This window comes from Halalkalibacter alkalisediminis (assembly GCF_028610705.1).
GTDB lineage: Bacteria > Bacillota > Bacilli > Bacillales > Bacillaceae_D > Halalkalibacter > Halalkalibacter alkalisediminis.
On record NZ_JAQQWT010000011.1, the window covers coordinates 25,079 to 43,736 of the forward strand.

Here is an 18,658-nt window from a genome sequence, read left to right on the forward strand (position 1 = left end):
GATTCTAGCTTTGTTGTTTATCATCTGGACCTATGTCTGTATAGATTAAACGTTGATAAATGGATGCAGAGACGAAGATAATGGTGTATTTAATAAATAACAGAGAAACAGATTGGACCCTCATTACCCCTTTTCTCATTAAATAAACATCTACGATAAGCATGGTAAGAAGCATTTTTCCTTTTGACCAAGCACGGTGGCTTCTAACTTGCCAGGCAAGATATAGTGAAAGAATCATCCCATGGAGTGGCGCTAGTTTAAAGTGTTCTTTTAAATCTTTAACCTTTCCTTTCCCGTATAAGATCTTTCTAAAAATGGTAAAAACAAACATGGTGTTCTGCCAAGTCGTTTGGATCATAAAATAAAGTGAAAGAAACAGGACAGCTCGATTTTTCTTTTTTAGCTGCTCATACCAAATATCATTTCCTTTAAAAGAGAGTACGATTAATACAAATGTATAAATCGTACGCCACCAATGATGTTTGTATATATTTAAACGTAAAAACAAGTTTTCTATAATGGAGAAGTAAAGACCAAATAAAATCTTTACCTTCCAACCTAGCTGAAAAGCAGTAATAAACAATGCTGTAAAAGGAACATACACTCCCTGAGAGAAAAGCGATCCTAAATATTTGTCTAGCGGCTTCTTTTTAAATATATTGGGCTTATATGTATAACCACCAAAAATAGCTATAATCACATAATCAAAAATATAAGCAATTCCAATAAAAGACGATAAAACGATAGATAAACTCTTTCTATCTTTCTTTTTGTAAAAGGTGTATAGCACCAATAAGCTATGTACAAAAACTAAAAAAAGAAACGGATATTTTCTTTTTTGGCGGTCAAGCTTCATGGGTTACACCTCATTTTCTATGCAGGTTTATTTTCAAGATCAGTTAAAGTAGTATACGATTGACTCTGTAACTTCTAGTAGTGATTAAAGGAATCCATAAATAGGCATTTTGAGTTCATGTATCGCTATTATTTATTATTACAAAGCTCCAATTATCCATGTTAAAGGATGCCCGTTTCTATTCATAATTTCTACCTCTTTCTTCCTAAACGATTTTAATGCTGACACTTAATACAATAAAAGGTTTTACGAGAAGATATCGTATCTTTGACGATTGGTGACTGACAACGAGGACACGGTTTACCTTCCCGGTCATATACATAGCAATGGTCATTATACCCACCCGTTAGAGCACATCACCCTTATAAACCGGTAAATCGATATACCCTCCAAGAGAAATACCTCTTTTTAGCACCGATTGAATACTCGTATAAAGCATCGTTTTTTCTTCTTTAGTCAACTCATTCATTGGTCTATTTGGGAGTAATTGAGCTGTAAAACAAATTTCATCAGAGTAGAGGTTCCCAATGCCTGACACGATCTTTTGATTCACTAAGGTCGTTTTTATAACCCCTCTCCTCTTCGCCATAATCGTGTGATATTCATTTACTGTAAAAGAAGGAGCTAACGGTTCAGGGCCTAGATCTCTAAACTGTTCTTCTAACTCCTCTTTTGAAAGTAAGTGTAGATAGCCCAAGCGCAGACCAATAAAGAATAGTTGAGTCTCACCGAAGGAAAGCGTTACTTGTTTCGTACGTTCTGGACTATCATTAACATTCCCTAGATACACAAGACCACCTAACATAAGATGCAGCAATAATCCTTTGCCTGAGTCTAGATGAAAGACAAGGTGCTTTGCGCGGCGTTCAATGGCTACAACGGTTCTTCCTTCTACTGCATTCGTGAACTCTTCCACAGATGTGTTAATCGTTTTCTCTCTTGTAATCGTAATTTGAGTAATCCGTTTACCATTAAGCTTTTCATTTAACAATCGTCTATAATTTTCCATTTCAGGTAACTCCGGCAATCCCCACACCACCTTCGTACACTTATTTGGTTTTAGTATTTGTTTCATAAGCCATACAAATACAAATTTCTATACGACAAAAAGCCCTATTCATTTTGAAAGGACTTATTCCATTATAAATTTCTCACCCTACTTTATTTAGAGCTAAAAGAGTTTGCATCACATGATCGATCAGTTCAGGAATATCACCGATCTGCTCTTCATTGATGAGTCGGTTAAATGTTAATTCTATTTTATTTAAATACAGATTAGGCATTTCTTTATATGTAAAGCTCAATGTTTGTGTTGGCTTTAATACAGGCTTCCAAATTTTCTCGATGATTGTATCTATTTGTTGACATTCTAACGTTACATTCCTTACTTTTTTATAAAAGTAGATAAGTAATGTACAACCAGGGTCAGTGCCTGGCGTTTCCAATATTTCTGCAGATAAATCTTTTAATCCAGCTTTTAAAACGACTTCAGCACTGACTTTATTTTGACTCATTAACTTGAATTCTAGTGCCAGTTCTCTCGACATAACAGCCATATCTAAATAATCTTTTCTGTTGATAACTTCTATTTGACCTGTAATATTATCTAAATCATAAATGTGATTTTCAAACGCCACTTTTAAATTTTCGAAGATCGTTGGATCAAACAAAAACTCTCCTCCTCTTTCAACCTAACATTCCTTTTCAAATATTCTTTACTCAGTTTAACATTTTACTCTTTTAGCCATTAAGAGGCAAAATAGTGTGATATTGAAAATAGGGAACAACCACATAAGTTGCTCCCTCCCTTCACCTTACTCTTAAATCTTGTCGCTAATTCCTTTTCGGTTTAAAGTGTTTTTATACCAACAGCACTCGCAACCCAATAGCATAGCTATGATAGGAGAATGCTTTTCTCCACCTGCTTAAGCTTGTAAAAATAACCTTTCATCTTGATCAAATCGTTAAAAGTTCCACTCTCAACAATCTTCCCTTGATCCATTACGATAATCTGATCCATTCGCTCTAACCCTGCAAGGCGGTGGCTGACCAGAACCACCGTATCGTTTTTTGCCTGACGATACAAAAGTTCATAAATTTGTTGTTCCGTCCAAGAATCTAAAGAGGAGGTTGGCTCATCTAAAATCCAAAACGAAGCATTTTTTACAAGCGCGCGAGCCATGGCGAGTCGCTGCTTTTCACCGCCAGACAAATTTTGTCCTTTTTCCAACACTGTATCTTTTAATGAGAATCCCTTTAACTGAACCGCATCTAATACCTGTTGTAACTCGTCATCTGACCAATTATCTGTCTGTAGCAACAAGTTATCTTTAATCGTACCAAAAAAGAAGTGATTTTCTTGAAGTACGACATTGGTTTTTTGCCATAGGTTCTCTTGATCAATGTGAGTAACTGGTACTCCACTTAAGCTTATTTCACCTGCAGTAGCAGGGTATAATTTTAACAGTAACTGCAACAATGTCGATTTCCCTGATCCACTTGGACCGACAATGGCTGTTTTTGAACCTGCTGGTAACACCACATTGACGTCACTTAATATGTTACGATCGTCATTAGGAAATGAGAAGGACACTTCATTGAGCTTAACGGTCGGAGGCCCACTTGTGATCTCCTTCGTTTGAACTTGCTCTTGCTCTTCATCTTCACTCTCAATTACCGCATTCAACCTTTTCGCTGCTCTTTCACTATCTTCATAGTGAATGGGAAACACCGCCATTGGTGTTGAATGTTCAAACACGGTTAGACTAACCATAACGAGCATGGCTAAGAAAACGCCGTCCAAATTCCCATGAGCGACTAAAAAAGCACCCATAGCTAACACAGCCCACGATATTACTAACGCTATAGCCACATTCGTTGCTTGATTAACGTTTCCTTGAGTCCCTTCTCGTTGCTGTTCAAAAATATACTGATTTGAAGCATTCACGAGTTGTTGTTCTTTATCCTCCAATTTTTGGTGAATCTTCAGTTCCCGAAATCCATAAAACCACTCCGTTACTTCAGTAGACAAAGAAGCTCGTTCTTCACGGAGGCGATTGCTTACTTTCTTCTGTTTCTTAGCAAACCATGCCGGAATAATCAAGCCTGTTAAAGCCAAGCCAACTACTAGTAACACCACAATCTTCATCGAATAGAAAGAAACAAATAAAATCGTACTTACAAAAACGGTAATCATAATAATTGGTGGATAAAAAACCCGAAGAAATAAGTGTTGAAGGCTTTCCACATCTCCAACAATGCGTGCTAATAAATCTCCGCTACGATACTTATGAAAAAGACTCGGCGCATGCTGCTCTACTTTCTCATAGAAATAGACACGTAACTCACTTAGCATCGTAAATGTAGCCCGGTGGGAATAGTAACGTTCCGCATATCGGCTGATTGCTCGTATAAAGCTTCCTATTTTCACGACGGCAACCATTGTAATGAGAACATAAAGAGGTGGTTCAAGTGCCGCCCGCGAAATTAAGTAGCCGTTCGCCGCGAATAAACCAACAGCGGCTATTCCAGCTATATACCCAAACACTACTGATAAAATCACATCTTTTTTTTGACTAATCATCAAACGAACGATGGTCAGAAGCTCACTCATTTTGCCCCTCCTCATGCAAAGAGAAAAGCTCTCGATATGGTGAATGAGAAGCCTTTAATTCTTTATGTGTTCCTTGTGCTAATAGGGCTCCGTTTTCCATAAATAAAATGTGATTAGCTTGTTGAATCGTTTGCAGCCGATGGGCAACTGTAATCACCATTGAGTTTTGAGCTAATTGTTGGATGGACCTTTGAAGAATCTGCTCAGTGAATATATCAAGACCTGTTGTCGGCTCGTCGAAAAGAATAATCGATGGTTTCTTTAAGAAGGCTCGTGCCAACGCAATCCTTTGTTTTTCACCACCAGAAAGCCCTCTTCCCCCTTCACCGATTTGTGTGTCATAGCCATATCTCAAGGATTGTATTAGATCCTCAATACCTGCTTTCTTTGCTGCACTCTCAACCTCGTCCATTGTCGCATCGACACCAAAAGCTATATTTTCAGCAATCGTACCAGAAAATAAAAAAGGATGCTGCGTTATATAACTGATGTGCCTAAACCATTCTTCTTCCTTATAAACAGAACGATCCTCGCTCCCTACAAATACTTTACCTACTGAAAGTGGCAGAAGACCTGCTATTACATGTAATAAAGTGGTTTTACCTGATCCACTCTTTCCTACAATTGCTACCTGACCATATGAGGGAATATGGATGTTGAGATCCTTTAGCATAAATCCTTTTTCACCATATTGAAACTGTACATCTTTCAACGCTATCGATTCAGGTTTTGTAGGAAGAGCACGCTCTCCCCATTCAGGTATATGTTCGTTCACCGCAAGCTCCTTTTCGATCTTGGCAGCAGCACCCATACTGCTTCTCCCAGCATGGAATGCACTGCCTAGTTCCTTAAGCGAAGCGTAGAATTCTGGTATTAATAAAAGAATAAAGAAGGCAGTAAAAAAACTCATTTGATTGAATACCACCAGTCTCAGCCCAAGCTCTAGCGCAACGAGACCAATACTCAGCATCGAGATAAACTCGAGCATTAAAGAAGAAGTGAAAGCCACTTTTAAAATATTCATCGTCGCATCACGAAAATTCAAGCTGCTTTGCTTAATGACATCTTTATATTGTTTCGAGCGTCCGTATAACTTCAAGCTAACGAGTCCTTGAAGGGTATCAAGAAAACGGCCCGAGAAAGCAGCCAAACGATCGAGCTGTTCTTCTGATTTACGCTGCGTTGATTGACCAATAATGATCATAAAGATAGGGATAAATGGTGCCGTTAAGACAATGATTAACCCAGAATACAGATGTTGGCTAAAGACAACGACCAAAATCATAATGGGAACGATCGTTGTCACCATTCTCTGTGGAACATACTTACTAAAAAAGCTGTCTAACTCATCCACTGCATCCAAAAGCACACTCACTTTTTGACCAGATTGCCCTTGATAAGACCCTGTTAATGACTGACCGGAAAAAGCATTAATAAGCTTTTTTCGATAGGAAGTTTTCACATTCACAGCCATTTTCACACCGATCTGACCAGTCCAATAAGAGATGAACGACCTGAGAAGTAAAACCCCCAACAAAACAAGTAAAAGAGGAAATACTTGATTAAACGTTTGTTTACCAATAAAAAGTCCATCCACAATCGAAACAATCAGATAGGCCTGTATGAGAATCACACTACCTAAAAGAAAAGCCAAAAGAAGCAAACCATAATACTTTCCTTTTTGGGCTGTAGCGAGTTTTTGAAGTGACTTCATGATCAATCCTCATATTTCGTGCTTTTTACAGCAACGAAAAAAGAAACGGTCATAGCCATTACAACGATAAGGAGCGGTGCGTAAAACAGTAAAAAATTGTGCATGTTCGCTTCCTCCTTTAAGAATTCCTTTTCTGAATATAAGGCTTATTCATAATAAATAATTTAAACACTAAATAAAGAGACGGAATTAATAACATAAACCCAAAGACAAACGCCGTAATTAGCGCGTAAGCCATTGTTTCATTTGTAAACCCATCATAAATCGTTAAGTTTGGATAGAGTAAGTAAGGATATCGTGATACCCCATACGCATAAAAGGCTATAGCAAACTGTAAAACGACGAAAATAAACGACCTACCATAATGTCTCTTTTTCAACAGCCACAAGCTTGCAATAAAACAAACCAATGATAAAGCAAACAGCCACCAAAGTGAAAGCATGCCCTCATAATGGGTTGGGTTATGCCATTTCATTTCAATAATAATTCCCATTGCTGTCACGATCGTTGGAAAGCTCCAAATCCATGTGTAACGACGAAACAAGTTTAATGCCTCTATATCTTCAGCAACAGAAGAATAGTAAGCTAAAAAACTAGCAGAAATAAACAACACACTAACGAGACTAAGTGCAACAATCGACCAAGCAAACGGACTTGTAAATAAAGACAGGAAGTCTAACTCAATTCCACCAGTCGGTGTTTCACGAATAAAGCCTCCTTGTGAAACAATTAAAGCAGTTGATAAGGAAGCCGGGATAAGGACACCTGTTACACCATACATGAGCGTATACCCTACATGCCCCTTTGTCCCATAGGTTCCAAAGGCATAATAACTTCCACGCAAAGCTAACAAAATGATAGAGATGCTAATTGGTACAAGTAACACTGTACCGAAATAGTAAGCCGTCTTTGGGAAAAAGCCGATCATCCCCACAAAGAAAAACACAAGAAAAACATTTGTGATCTCCCATACCGGAGACAAATACCTCTGGATTACAGAGTTTACGATATGATGCTTTCTTGTAACGATTGTTGAAGCATTAAAAAAGCCAGCTCCAAAATCAATCGACGCTACAATCACGTAGCCAAACAGAAATAACCATAATACTGATATTCCGATCACTTCAAGCGTCATTTCGCTACACTCCTTTGTTCAATAGAATCTTTCTCCAGCTCTAGTTCAACAGGATTCTTTTTGAACATACGCGTTAACACGACAGCTGTTCCAATTAATAGAATGAGATAAAGTACAGCAAAAGCGACGAACATGATCCCTACGTGAGGAGAGTCTGTTGCTCCTTCAGCCGTTTGCATAAACCCTCTCATAATCCATGGCTGTCGCCCAACCTCTGTAAACCACCAACCTGCCTCAATCGCAATCATCGCAAGTGGGCCAGAAGTGACAAGGAGAATACGGAAAATTTTTGTTTTGATAAACGACCAATTACGCCAAAGCGCAATAAAATACACTAATGAAAGAAAAGTAAGCCAAATTCCAATCGTCACCATGATGTCAAAGAAATAATGAATTTCATATGGCGGATGGTATTCCTTTGGAATATCATTTAACCCTGTTACGACACCAAATGGGTTACTGTGTACAAGAATACTAAGGGCATAAGGAATCTTAAACGCATATTTCACTTCATTCTTTTCGGTTAGCACCCCGTAAAGAACAAGCGGTGCCTCTCCTTCTGTTTCAAAATGCCATTCCGCAGCAGCTAGTTTTTCAGGTTGATATTCTGCTAGATACTTCCCAGACAGATCACCAACAAGTGCTGTTGCAATGGAAAAGATAAGGGCGATCTTCATCGTTAAAGCAAGTGCCTTACGATGATACTCATGACGATTCCCCTTCAATAAATGATAAGCCGCAATCGATGCTAAGATAAAAGCGGTAGTCATGTAAGCAGAAGTTAAGACGTGAGCTACCTTCGTCGGCATCGCTGGATTAAACATTGCTACCAACGGCTGAATATTGGTTAACTGACCACCAATTAGCGTAAATCCTTGCGGTACATTCATAAACGCATTAACTGATGTAATAAATAAAGCAGACATTGCTGACCCTAAAACGACCGGGGCTAGCAAATAAAAATGGTGTTTCGGATTTTTGAAACGATTCCATGTATATAAGTAAATACCAAGAAAAATGGCTTCAAAGAAAAAGGCAAATGTCTCCATAAACAAAGGAAGTGCTACAAGTTGACCTGCAAACTCCATAAATCGTGGCCATAACAGAGCTAACTGCAAGGCAATCGCAGTCCCCGTAACAACCCCAACAGCTACACTAATGACGTAGCCACGTGCCCAGCGTTTAGCTAACAACAAATAATGCTCATCTTGTCTCTTTAAACCTAACCAGTGAGCAATTGTAATCATAATTGGAACCCCAACACCTACAGTAGCGAAAATAACATGTACTGATAGGGTTAACATGGTTAAATAGCGACTCAATTCTACAGACTCCATCTTCTTCCTCCTCTACATATGTTTCTAATGGAGATATAGTTATTGTATATGCAAAATGTATGTGAAATACATCACAAATTAAACGATTCAGTTACAAAAGAGTGAGGATTTAATGAATTTTTTATGAGTGAAAACAAAAAACTCTAAGTATGGGACTCAGAGTTGCTTACTTAGCAGGTATTTAACTATTCTTACGATGAAGAGGACGATATACCTTGCGAAGAAATTTTTCAATGATCAGGTGCAGTGTAAAGTAACGTCTGTAGTTTAGCGTTTTGATGATTTCTTTTTTATCAACCGTTGTTAAATTCCAATCTTCCGGAATATGGGAGACAACTTCTTCGAGTAACTGCGTTGGCATCACTTGAATTAATTGAATGGCCTTCTTAAAGTCTTCTTCTTTTTTCACATGTTTTGCGAGCATTTCATGAGTCGCACTCTCAATAAGCGTTTGAGGACGATTCTCGAGGTCATTTGTTGTCCAAGATAATGATCCAAAGCTATCAGCATTGTCAATAATCCAGCAATAATGACTCCCAGGCGTACTTTCCTGTAGCAGGATATTCTTCCGTGTTCTATCTATATTATATAACCAATAATCAAAAACGATAATGCTTGCAAGATTAGCGTTGTTCGTGATGTCCGTTACATTTACTTCATGTCCATTTTTACAATTGTCTATATACTTACTTGCAAACTGTTTAGAAGTAAATTGGGTGTCTGCACTCTTTGGCATTGCCTCAAAAAACTCCATTGGGATTTCTACTAGATATGAATATGGAATTGGTAGCATTAAGAAACGTGCAATACAATAGGCAATCCACTCATTTATGAGAGCCTTGCTTTCAGATTCTTTGTACAATTTAACGACGTAATCATTGCCATCATCGAAAGAAATAAGGTGAGCATTATTCGTTTTACTTTCAAAGAGTTTTTTGTAAGAGATGGGTTTCATTTATTCACCCTCCCCTTTTGTTACGTCTTTTAAAGTTTCAATATATTTATTTGCACATTGGGATAGAGAAAACCATTTCTCAACTCGTTCTCTTGCTGAATTCGAAAGCTTTTCATATTTGTGTGGTTGATCGACAATTCGGTAGATATGCTCAGCTGCTCCCCTTATATAATTCTCTCGATATAAATAACCAGTTTCACCATTTACGACAATCTCTGGAATCGAAGATATATCAGGGGCAATAACAGGAACTCCACAGGCCATGGATTCAATAAATGTATTTCCGAAAGACTCTGCCCGAGTTGTGGCAATGGTACAACCACCTGAGTGCTTTATTTTGGCATAAATCGTTGGCATTTGATGGTATGGAATAACAGGAAACCATTTGACCACATCGGTTAATTGTTTCTTCTTCCACTCCTCTTCGAACAAATCCTTGTCAACACTTCTATCTCCACCAATTACCCAAAACTCAATATCCCTTCTTTCTTTAGACACCATTTCAGCAATCTTTAGAAATAAACGCCAATTTTTTCGGTGATCTAATCTACCAATATAAGCAACTATCTTTTTACCCTCTGGTACTTTAGGTTCATTGCTTCGATTCACTTCCTCTAGGTCAAGTGGTCGAAAAAACAAAGTATCCGTAGAGTTGTGGATGACTTCAATTGGTTTTGACTGATCTAATAGTATTGAAAGAACTCTTTTTTGGTAATCAGAGGGGACAATAAATTTCTCCGGATTAACCTTTTCTTTCCCTTGCAAATTTTGTTTTAATTTTGTAATTTCAGGCGTGCGTGCTTCAATAATAATCGGTCCTTTATAATTCGTTTCCTTAAGCCACGTATAGGCTTGACTTGTATCGACAACGATAATCGCATCATATTGATTCTCTTGAATAATTTGATGAATCTTATCTTTGTCCTTTGTTAAAAATACTTGAGCAACATCCTCCATCATATGCATACCGCCAAGATCCTTAGTGTAAAGGAAGTCAGTTGTAATCCCTTGTTTCTTAAAATAAATCGCTCGGTTCCTCCAACCAGCATTTACCCCCCCGACTGTCAGGAGACGCCAAATGACTAAGATTTTCATCAATTTCACATCCTTTGTGCTCAACCTTTTGACTTTTAATCTATCTTCTTTTTACCTTTATTATTTTGTCTGCGTTTTTCTTGCTTTGCTATTTCTCTCTTTCTTTGTTCTTTCACAACTTTACGAACAAGATTTTCTAAACTCTTATAATGCATAGTAGAGTCTTTTGTTGTTAACAGTTTATCTGTCTCATACTTAAGCTGTTCTGTATCAACTTTTTCTTTATTTTCGAGTACATTATATAAATTTTTAGATCTCTCCTCCATTTTCATATAATACTCCCACTCCGCATAAAGCTCTGGAGCAAGTTCCTTCACATGCTCTACAAAGACATTTCTATATTCAACTCCTAAACTTTGCAAAAGCTTGCGTGGATACGGATACGTTCTATTTCTCCAAACTGTTCTACCAACATCAATTACTTTTAATGAACCATCATCCTGAAGATAGATTTGTCTTTTATGATGATCGATACGCTCATAGCCAATTTCTTTAAACGTGATCAACATTTTAATAAGCTCATGAGAAAGTTGTTCAGTTAATGGCTGGGATTACATATATTCACGTAAATCAACACCATACACCATTTCCATTACTAAAAAATTATCTCCTTCACAATAGATCTTTGGCAATAGTGATGTATGTTGACCTAGTGACATCGCGTAACGTTCTCGTTCACAGTCGGCCACGTCCCCGTATACTTTCATACAAACTTCATCAGAAATTTTAAAAACAGCCCCTTGTCTTCCTTTCCCTATCATTTCTAAATCAGATTCATTAATGACTGAAACATCTTCGTCTTCGTAATTTTCTACTTGAATTTTTTTAACCTGCTTTTTAATTTTTTTACAGTTAATCTTACTCATTTCGTCGCCACCTCTTCCTTTATTTTTTCAGACACCAATCAGTTATTTTTTAGAATCCATATTTACTCTAGTAATAGCTTGATTGTTTCCTTCTTATTATTTATATAGATTTGTAAAATAGTTGGAACGTTATCTGTCTATTTATATTAGGAATTTGTGTTTGTTTCTATTTGAATGGAACAAAGTCAGGCAGGGAGTGATTTGTAGATTGGGGTATAGTAAATGTCTTATATAAAAGGAATAATAGGTTAGCAGTTATTATTGAACATTTTGCTCAAGCCTTACTAACGAGAAAATGGTAAAAATAGTAGAAATCAACATACAAAAAAAGCTTGGTGGGTGATTCCAAGCTTTTTCATATACACATTATAGAATAGAAACTCATTCTTTTCGGGTTAAGAGATTAGAAAATCATCTCAAGCTTAACTCATATTGATAAAACTTCGAATCTAATTGGTATCCGTTCCTTTCATATAATCTCTGAGCAGCATTATTCGTTTGGGCTGTACTCAAACTAATGCTTATAGCCCCTGTTTCAATCGCGTATTCTCTAGCTTTTTGTAGGAGTCTTTCTCCTATTCCTTTTTTTCTGTCTTGAACATCTACATATAAATCATTCAGAATCCAGGCTTTTTTCATAGAGATGGATGAAAAGGTAGGGTACAGTTGAGTAAAACCTACATAATCCTGTTCATTTTTCACAACAAAAATGACAGAATCTTTGTTTTCCAAGCGTCTCTTTATGTAAGTGATTGCCCCATCCAAATCTGGTGTTTGCTGATAAAACATGCGATATGAATTGAATAATTTTGACAAACCTTCTAAATCTTCCATTTTTGCTTGATATGCATCCATTTGACTTCCCCTATTTTATTCTTAATATTCTTGTTTTTCTGTTTATGAAACACTATCTGTTGTTGGCACAATTTTTTTCAGATTCAGTTTCAGTTTGACGACCTTCCTTTTCCTTTTTCAGCTCTCAAGGGCTCCACACTTCTTTTTGTGACGTCCTCTTAAAACTTGAGATCCTCATTTTGTTATAATTTTTTGTTATGTATTTCTATTACTATCAAATCATGTAGGTAAAGTAAACAGGCAACGATCCTTTCAAAAGACCGTTGCCTATTTGCTATTAAAACTTTCATTTAAACCAGCCTTTTTCCTTAAATCTAGAAATGGCCTCTATTCGATTACCAACATCTAGTTTATCGAGAATAACAGAAATATAATTACGGACCGTACCATTAGTAAGGTAGAGCTCCTTCGCAATCTCATTTGTGCTTTTTCCATCTGCAATTAATTCCATTACCTGCTTTTCTCGCTCAGTAAGTGGATTTTTATTCTCAAAAGCAAGGTCGACTAATTCTGGTGCGTAAATACGCCTGCCATCCATAATCGTACGAATAGAGTTCGCTAATTCTTCGCTTGGGCTGTCTTTTAGCAAATATCCACTCACTTCTGCATTGCGAGCACGTTCAAAATATCCAGCACGAGCAAACGTTGTTAGAATAATGACCTTACAAGGTTGATCGACCATTTCTTCCGCCGCATCAAGTCCACTTTTTACAGGCATCTCAATATCCATGATGCAAATATCAGGCTGGAGTTGCTTCACTAAAGATAATGCCTCTTCCCCGTTCCTCGCCTTACCGACCACTTCCATATCCTCTTCCAAATCCAGTAAAGAGCCAAGAGCACCAAGCAACATCCGCTGATCTTCGGCAATAACAATTCGAATCACTTCAATCCCCCCTGTTCATTTGCTAAGACAATATTCGGTACACGAATATCAAGAATGGTTCCCTCTGATGTGACAATGTCTAAACTACCATTAACAAACTCCAACCGCTCTCTCATTCCTCTTAGGCCATGTCCTTTAGGAGGTTCATTGATATTCGAAATCCCTACCCCATTGTCTTGTACAAGGATTTGTAACTCAGCGGGCGATTCGTGGATACTCACTCTACAAATAGTAGCTTGACTATGCTTTATAATATTGGTTACAGCCTCTTTTAAACACATACTTACTACATTTTCAACATATAAAGGAGTGTTTCTTAGCTTGGCATTCCCTTCAAAGATGAATTCCATTTCAGCTGCTTTAAGAATTTGATGTACATGGATCATTTCATCTTCTAATTTGGCGCCCCTCATATCAGACACCATTTCTCTTACTTCTTTTAAAGCGGTTCGTGCCGTCTGGTTGATGTCACTAAGTTCTACTTTTGCAGAATCAGGATTGATCTCAATTAGCTTTCTAGCTAAATCACTTTTCAACCCAATTAGTGATAATTTTTGACCGAGAGTATCATGTAAATCACGCGCAATACGCTGACGTTCTTCCATCACCATTAGCTGTGAAATTCTATTATTGGCATCTTCTAATTGCCCTTCTAACTTTTCACGTTTGTTCCGATTATACGTGTTAAATGGCAACAGAATGACACCTATTACAGAAATAATAATAAAAGGAAACTGAGCAAAAAATAAATCGTTTTGTGTGAAGAAACTCAAACTTACTGCAATAATCGTTGTAAGCAGATGAACTACATATAACGTAAAATAACCAATTCTACTTTGGATGTTTCCAATGAAAAAAGCTAGGAAAAGGGCAAAATAGACATATCCGTAAAATAAAGTCATTCCTATGCTAATAGCCATCTCAATTCCTACCCATAAGTAAACGAGCCACCCTTTGGAAATAAAGGATAATCGATAGGCAACAAAAAATATCAAAATCATGATAATCCCAAAAATAATTTCCATAGCGGAAGAGGATCTAAATATAAAATAGAAGGGCAATAAACAAAATATAATCCAGACATAAATGCTTAACCCTGTATTTTTGGGAAAGATATTATACCAACTTTGCATAATAGCCTCCTCTCTTTTTTTATAATCTTAAAATGAGCCCATTTTTCTTTATCATACACTTTTATCCATTATCTTCCTATACCTCATTAAAAAAAGCCCCTCTTTGCAACGAAAAACCCTTCAATCCAAAGTTGAACGGTTTTTCGTTTTTTATTTAATTATTTCTTTATTTTCCTTGCAAGCTCGTTCGTCTACTCTTAAGCTCTACGCCAGGTTTTGATTTTGAAATAAGCGCCTTCGCGTCATTAAAAGTAACAAACGTTTTTCTATTCTCATCATATAGGCGGAAACGAATCGACTGTAGGCTAGTACCCATTGTGATCGTTGTCGCTTTTTGTAATGGTGGTGTCGTATCATGTGCTTTTTCCAAGTTATAATTTGGAACTCTTGGACTTAAGTGATGAACATGATGATACCCTATATTCCCTGTCACCCATTGTAAAAGTTTTGGTAGTTTATAAAACGAGCTACCATCCACAGCAGCCTTCACATAATCCCACTCTTTTTCATCTTCAAAATAAGAGTCTTCAAACTGATGCTGCACATAAAATAACCAAATGCCCAAAGCACCCGCTACGAATAGAATCGGTGCTTGGATGAGCAAGAATGCTTGCCAACCTATAATCCAGATGACTAAAGAGTAAAGGACTACAACAGAAACATTAATGAAATACGTATTTAATCTTTCTTTTTTTCTTGCGTCTTTACGATTGCAGCGACCTGTAATTAAAAATAAATAAAGCGGTCCAAGTCCAAACATCACAATTGGATTACGATAAATGCGATAAGCCAATCTTTCTTTAAAAGGTGCTTTCGCATATTCATCTACCGTCATGATCCATACATCACCAACACCACGCTTATCTAAGTTACCACTTGTTGCATGGTGAATCGAGTGCTCACGCTTCCACTTTTCATATGGAAATAATGTAATAATCCCCGTAATTGTACCAAGGATACTATTTGCCTTTTTGTTTTTAAAGAACGATCCATGTGTACAATCATGGAAAATAATAAAGATTCGAACTACAAACCCAGCTGCTACTACGGCTAAGGCAAGAGTTAACCAGACTGAGACCGTTAAGCTCTGGTACGCTAGAAACCATAATAAGAAAAATGGTGGGATTGTATTTATAATTTGCTTTATGCTCGCTTTAACATCTGACTTTTCAAATGGTGCCACACTTTTTTTAAGTTGAGCTAATTTTTGATTACTCATAATTTCCTCCTTGAAAGGATCCGAATTTATCATTTGTAAAAAACTAATTAACTCTATGATAATGGAACTTGAGGATACCAAGAAGTCATGAACGTCAACAAAGAGATATGACAAATGTCATATCTCTTGTCCTTTTTTATAAAAGTGCGAGTGTTAGAAATCAATTTTTTCCAAGTAAAGCCCTGTTGCATCCGCAAAACCGACTTGACTTCGATCCTTTGATTGCAAGATGCTTGGCACTTGATCTACCTCTTTTTCACCTAATCCGATTTCAATCAACGTCCCCACCATTTTTCTCACCATATTATAAAGAAAACCATTTCCCCTGACTCTGATCTCGATAAAGCCCGCATTCTCTTCAATATCAATCGCATAGATCGTCCGAACCATTGATTTTTTCTTTGATTTCGCATTTGAAAAAGCGGTGAAATCATGTTCTCCGAGAAAGTGCTTAGCTGCTTTTTCCATCATTGAAACACTCAATTTCTTTTCCACATGCGTACTGTACTTTCGCATAAATGGGTTGGTATATGCCTCATTCCAAATTTTATATAAATACGTTTTATCCTTGGCGTTATAACGAGCATGAAACCGTTCAGGAACTAATTGGACAGCGGTAATGCTAATATCATGAGGGAGATATTTATTCAGGTATGTTTGGACTTCTGATTCAGTCAGGTCACCACCTAGTCTCACATTGGCTATTTGAGCGAGAGCGTGTACCCCAGCGTCGGTTCGACTAGAGCCAATAATTTCAATTGGTTTTCCTACCATTTCCGACAAAACATTTTCTATTTTCCCTTGAATGGTCGTTTCACCGTTCCCGAGTCTCTGCCAACCTTTATAGCGTGCGCCGTCGTACTGAATGGTTAATTTATAATTGTTCATTATTTTCTCCTTATTTAATACGTAATCTTCTAGATCGACTAACAACCATTTTATCCTAAAAGGATTGCTTATGCTAATTATTGTACCCTCTGTAGGTTGGCCTGTTCTTAGATTTTCAAGTTTAAAAATGACATGCTGATCGTTGGCCGATCAGCATGTCATTTTGATATGTAGATAATGTTTACCCTTATTTGCCTTCATTCATTAGAGTTACGTTTACAGGTGCTGCTATAATCAATGGAAAAATTTTATACATTCATTTCTCAGGTGTTGCGAAAAATTCAATACAGAAACTGCAGCTGAAAGTTCAGTGGGTAATTGCTCATTTGAGTGTTTTTTTTATTTTAGTAAAAGCACCTCTTCTTGTAGTGGCATTGTTTTTTTGACTATTGCACTTTACCAAAGAAGGAGGTGCTTTTTCTTTGTTTATAAACACTCATTATGCAACACCGTTTATAAATCTAAAGCTTAGGAAGAATTACACAAAGGTTAATTTTCAAAGGTGAGTTAGTAAGATTAAGAACAAAATATTAATCACAACCACTCGGAAGAACATCTTCTTTTAATATAGCTAGAGCCATATCATGTATGACTCTATCACCCGGCTTCACATTCAGAGAAAAAACGTTCCCACCTACCCCTAACTCTATCTTTTTCAATACACCCTCGTTCGTCTTCAGTAGAAATAAAGGCTCCCATTCATGTACATAGGCCCCTTCATTTACGAACACTTTATCAATCGTTCCATTACACACACTAACAACTGTACGGTAAGTATTCACAATTAACTCCTCCCTCCTCAAACCCAGCCTCGAAACTTTGAAGCTTCAGCCATTTTTCTGGATCCTACCATATAGGCGGCTAACCGATTATCAATTTTGTGAAGAGCCGCTGTTTCAATGACATGGTTAAAAGCTTCTATTAATTTTGTTCTTAATTTGCTGGAAACCTCTTCTTCCGACCAATAATACCCTAAATTGTTTTGGACCCATTCAAAGTAAGAGACAATAACCCCTCCTGAACTAGCTAACACGTCAGGAATAAGTAATACGTTTCGTTGACTAAGAATTTGTGTTGCTTCCATTGTTGTTGGACCATTTGCAGCCTCAACCACAATTTCCGCCTTAATTTTAGCTGCATTTTTAACAGTAATTTGATTTGAAATGGCTGCAGGCACTAAGATATCACATGGGAGTTCAAGTAACTCCTGGTTGGTAATCGTATTTTTAAATAAATTAGTTACGGTTCCAAAAGAATCTCGTTTATCTAATAAAGAATTTATATCTAGTCCATCTTCATCATAAAGTGCTCCATAGGCGTCAGAAATACCTATTATTTTTGCTCCTGACTCATTAAGAAACTTGGCTAAGTAACTTCCCGCATTTCCAAAACCCTGAATCACAACCTTCGCTTTTTTTAATTCTATATTTTTGTGCTTTGCTGCTTCTTCTATACAAATTGCCACTCCTCTTGCCGTAGCCGTTTCTCTGCCATGAGACCCACCTAAAACAAGAGGTTTTCCCGTAATAAATCCTGGTGAATCAAACTCACGTATTCGGCTATATTCATCCATCATCCAAGCCATTACCTGTGAATTAGTAAATACATCGGGAGCGGGAATATCCTTTGTTGGACCAACAATTTGGCTAATCGCTCTTACATACCCTCGACTTAATCGTTCTATTTCACCAAAGGACATTTCCCTGGGATCACAAATAATGCCGCCTTTTCCACCCCCATATGGAATATTGGCAATGCCGCATTTTAAAGTCATCCAAATAGATAGTGCTTTCACTTCTTCTTCTGTTACGTCTGGATGAAAGCGAACTCCTCCTTTAGTCGGCCCTACTGAGTCATTATGTTGAGAGCGATATCCGGTAAATATTTTTACGTTACCGTTATCCATGCGTATAGGAATACGAACGGTCAGCGTCCGAAGTGGCTCTTTAAGCAGTTCAAAAATTTCTCTCGTATACCCCAATGTATTCAAAGCTTCTTTAATAATTAATTGTGTTGACTCTAGTTGATTAAGATGTTTCGAATGCTTTAGATGCAGTTCCTCTAATTGGTCTTCTTCTTTTATGGACAGCTTCATTTTATTCACCT

18 protein-coding genes and 1 pseudogene are annotated in these 18,658 nt (G+C 37.2%); all 19 read right to left on the reverse strand.

The features are described from left to right. Positions 1 to 4: 4 nt before the first annotated feature. Complete coding sequence (locus tag PQ474_RS15255; RefSeq protein WP_273844964.1) at positions 5 to 856, reverse strand: hypothetical protein; 852 nt, start codon at positions 854 to 856, stop codon at positions 5 to 7. A gap of 215 nt (positions 857 to 1,071) precedes the next feature. Continuing rightward, a pseudogene (mutM, locus tag PQ474_RS15260) lies at positions 1,072 to 1,883 on the reverse strand (bifunctional DNA-formamidopyrimidine glycosylase/DNA-(apurinic or apyrimidinic site) lyase). Positions 1,884 to 2,007: 124 nt separating this feature from the next. Then, positions 2,008 to 2,526 carry a hypothetical protein gene (locus PQ474_RS15265; RefSeq protein ID WP_273844965.1) on the reverse strand — a complete coding sequence of 173 codons (519 nt, stop codon included), beginning with the start codon at positions 2,524 to 2,526 and terminating at the stop codon, positions 2,008 to 2,010. Positions 2,527 to 2,750: 224 nt separating this feature from the next. Continuing rightward, on the reverse strand, positions 2,751 to 4,469 hold the full coding sequence (gene cydC, locus PQ474_RS15270; RefSeq protein WP_273844967.1) for a thiol reductant ABC exporter subunit CydC: 1,719 nt from the start codon (positions 4,467 to 4,469) through the stop codon (positions 2,751 to 2,753). Continuing rightward, a complete protein-coding gene (gene cydD / locus PQ474_RS15275) occupies positions 4,462 to 6,183 on the reverse strand; it encodes a thiol reductant ABC exporter subunit CydD (RefSeq protein ID WP_273844969.1) in 1,722 nt (573 codons plus the stop codon). Before cydD ends, cydC begins: the two co-directional genes overlap by 8 nt. 2 nt (positions 6,184 to 6,185) lie before the next feature. Further along, positions 6,186 to 6,287 (reverse strand): cytochrome bd oxidase small subunit CydS family protein, encoded by a 102-nt coding sequence (gene cydS / locus PQ474_RS26645; RefSeq protein ID WP_390186174.1) that lies wholly within the window; start codon positions 6,285 to 6,287, stop codon positions 6,186 to 6,188. Positions 6,288 to 6,301: 14 nt separating this feature from the next. Beyond that, positions 6,302 to 7,318 carry a cytochrome d ubiquinol oxidase subunit II gene (locus tag PQ474_RS15280; protein WP_273844972.1) on the reverse strand — a complete coding sequence of 339 codons (1,017 nt, stop codon included), beginning with the start codon at positions 7,316 to 7,318 and terminating at the stop codon, positions 6,302 to 6,304. Continuing rightward, positions 7,315 to 8,655, reverse strand: a complete 1,341-nt coding sequence (locus tag PQ474_RS15285; RefSeq protein WP_273844973.1) for a cytochrome ubiquinol oxidase subunit I — start codon at positions 8,653 to 8,655, stop codon at positions 7,315 to 7,317. The genes PQ474_RS15280 and PQ474_RS15285 overlap by 4 nt, the downstream gene beginning before the upstream one ends. 181 nt (positions 8,656 to 8,836) lie before the next feature. Beyond that, on the reverse strand, positions 8,837 to 9,610 hold the full coding sequence (locus PQ474_RS15290) for a HipA family kinase (RefSeq protein ID WP_273844975.1): 774 nt from the start codon (positions 9,608 to 9,610) through the stop codon (positions 8,837 to 8,839). Continuing rightward, positions 9,611 to 10,705 (reverse strand): glycosyltransferase family 4 protein, encoded by a 1,095-nt coding sequence (locus tag PQ474_RS15295; RefSeq protein WP_273844976.1) that lies wholly within the window; start codon positions 10,703 to 10,705, stop codon positions 9,611 to 9,613. A 35-nt stretch (positions 10,706 to 10,740) separates the two neighbouring features. Continuing rightward, a complete protein-coding gene (locus tag PQ474_RS15300; RefSeq protein ID WP_273844979.1) occupies positions 10,741 to 11,214 on the reverse strand; it encodes a hypothetical protein in 474 nt (157 codons plus the stop codon). A gap of 42 nt (positions 11,215 to 11,256) precedes the next feature. After that, positions 11,257 to 11,571 carry a hypothetical protein gene (locus PQ474_RS15305; protein ID WP_273844982.1) on the reverse strand — a complete coding sequence of 105 codons (315 nt, stop codon included), beginning with the start codon at positions 11,569 to 11,571 and terminating at the stop codon, positions 11,257 to 11,259. A gap of 411 nt (positions 11,572 to 11,982) precedes the next feature. Then, positions 11,983 to 12,426, reverse strand: coding sequence for a GNAT family N-acetyltransferase (locus tag PQ474_RS15310; protein ID WP_273844984.1), 444 nt, complete (start codon positions 12,424 to 12,426; stop codon positions 11,983 to 11,985). Positions 12,427 to 12,712: 286 nt separating this feature from the next. After that, positions 12,713 to 13,312: a response regulator transcription factor gene (locus tag PQ474_RS15315; RefSeq protein WP_273844988.1), complete on the reverse strand. Its 600-nt coding sequence runs from the start codon at positions 13,310 to 13,312 to the stop codon at positions 12,713 to 12,715. Then, a complete protein-coding gene (locus tag PQ474_RS15320; RefSeq protein WP_273844992.1) occupies positions 13,309 to 14,445 on the reverse strand; it encodes a sensor histidine kinase in 1,137 nt (378 codons plus the stop codon). Before PQ474_RS15320 ends, PQ474_RS15315 begins: the two co-directional genes overlap by 4 nt. A gap of 166 nt (positions 14,446 to 14,611) precedes the next feature. Beyond that, positions 14,612 to 15,664, reverse strand: a complete 1,053-nt coding sequence (gene desA, locus PQ474_RS15325) for a Delta(5) desaturase DesA (RefSeq protein WP_273844994.1) — start codon at positions 15,662 to 15,664, stop codon at positions 14,612 to 14,614. A 153-nt stretch (positions 15,665 to 15,817) separates the two neighbouring features. Next, on the reverse strand, positions 15,818 to 16,552 hold the full coding sequence (gene truA / locus PQ474_RS15330; protein WP_273844996.1) for a tRNA pseudouridine(38-40) synthase TruA: 735 nt from the start codon (positions 16,550 to 16,552) through the stop codon (positions 15,818 to 15,820). A 530-nt stretch (positions 16,553 to 17,082) separates the two neighbouring features. After that, positions 17,083 to 17,334: a biotin/lipoyl attachment domain-containing protein gene (locus tag PQ474_RS15335; protein WP_273844999.1), complete on the reverse strand. Its 252-nt coding sequence runs from the start codon at positions 17,332 to 17,334 to the stop codon at positions 17,083 to 17,085. 17 nt (positions 17,335 to 17,351) lie between these two features. Then, complete coding sequence (locus PQ474_RS15340; protein ID WP_273845001.1) at positions 17,352 to 18,647, reverse strand: Glu/Leu/Phe/Val family dehydrogenase; 1,296 nt, start codon at positions 18,645 to 18,647, stop codon at positions 17,352 to 17,354. Positions 18,648 to 18,658 lie beyond the last annotated feature (11 nt).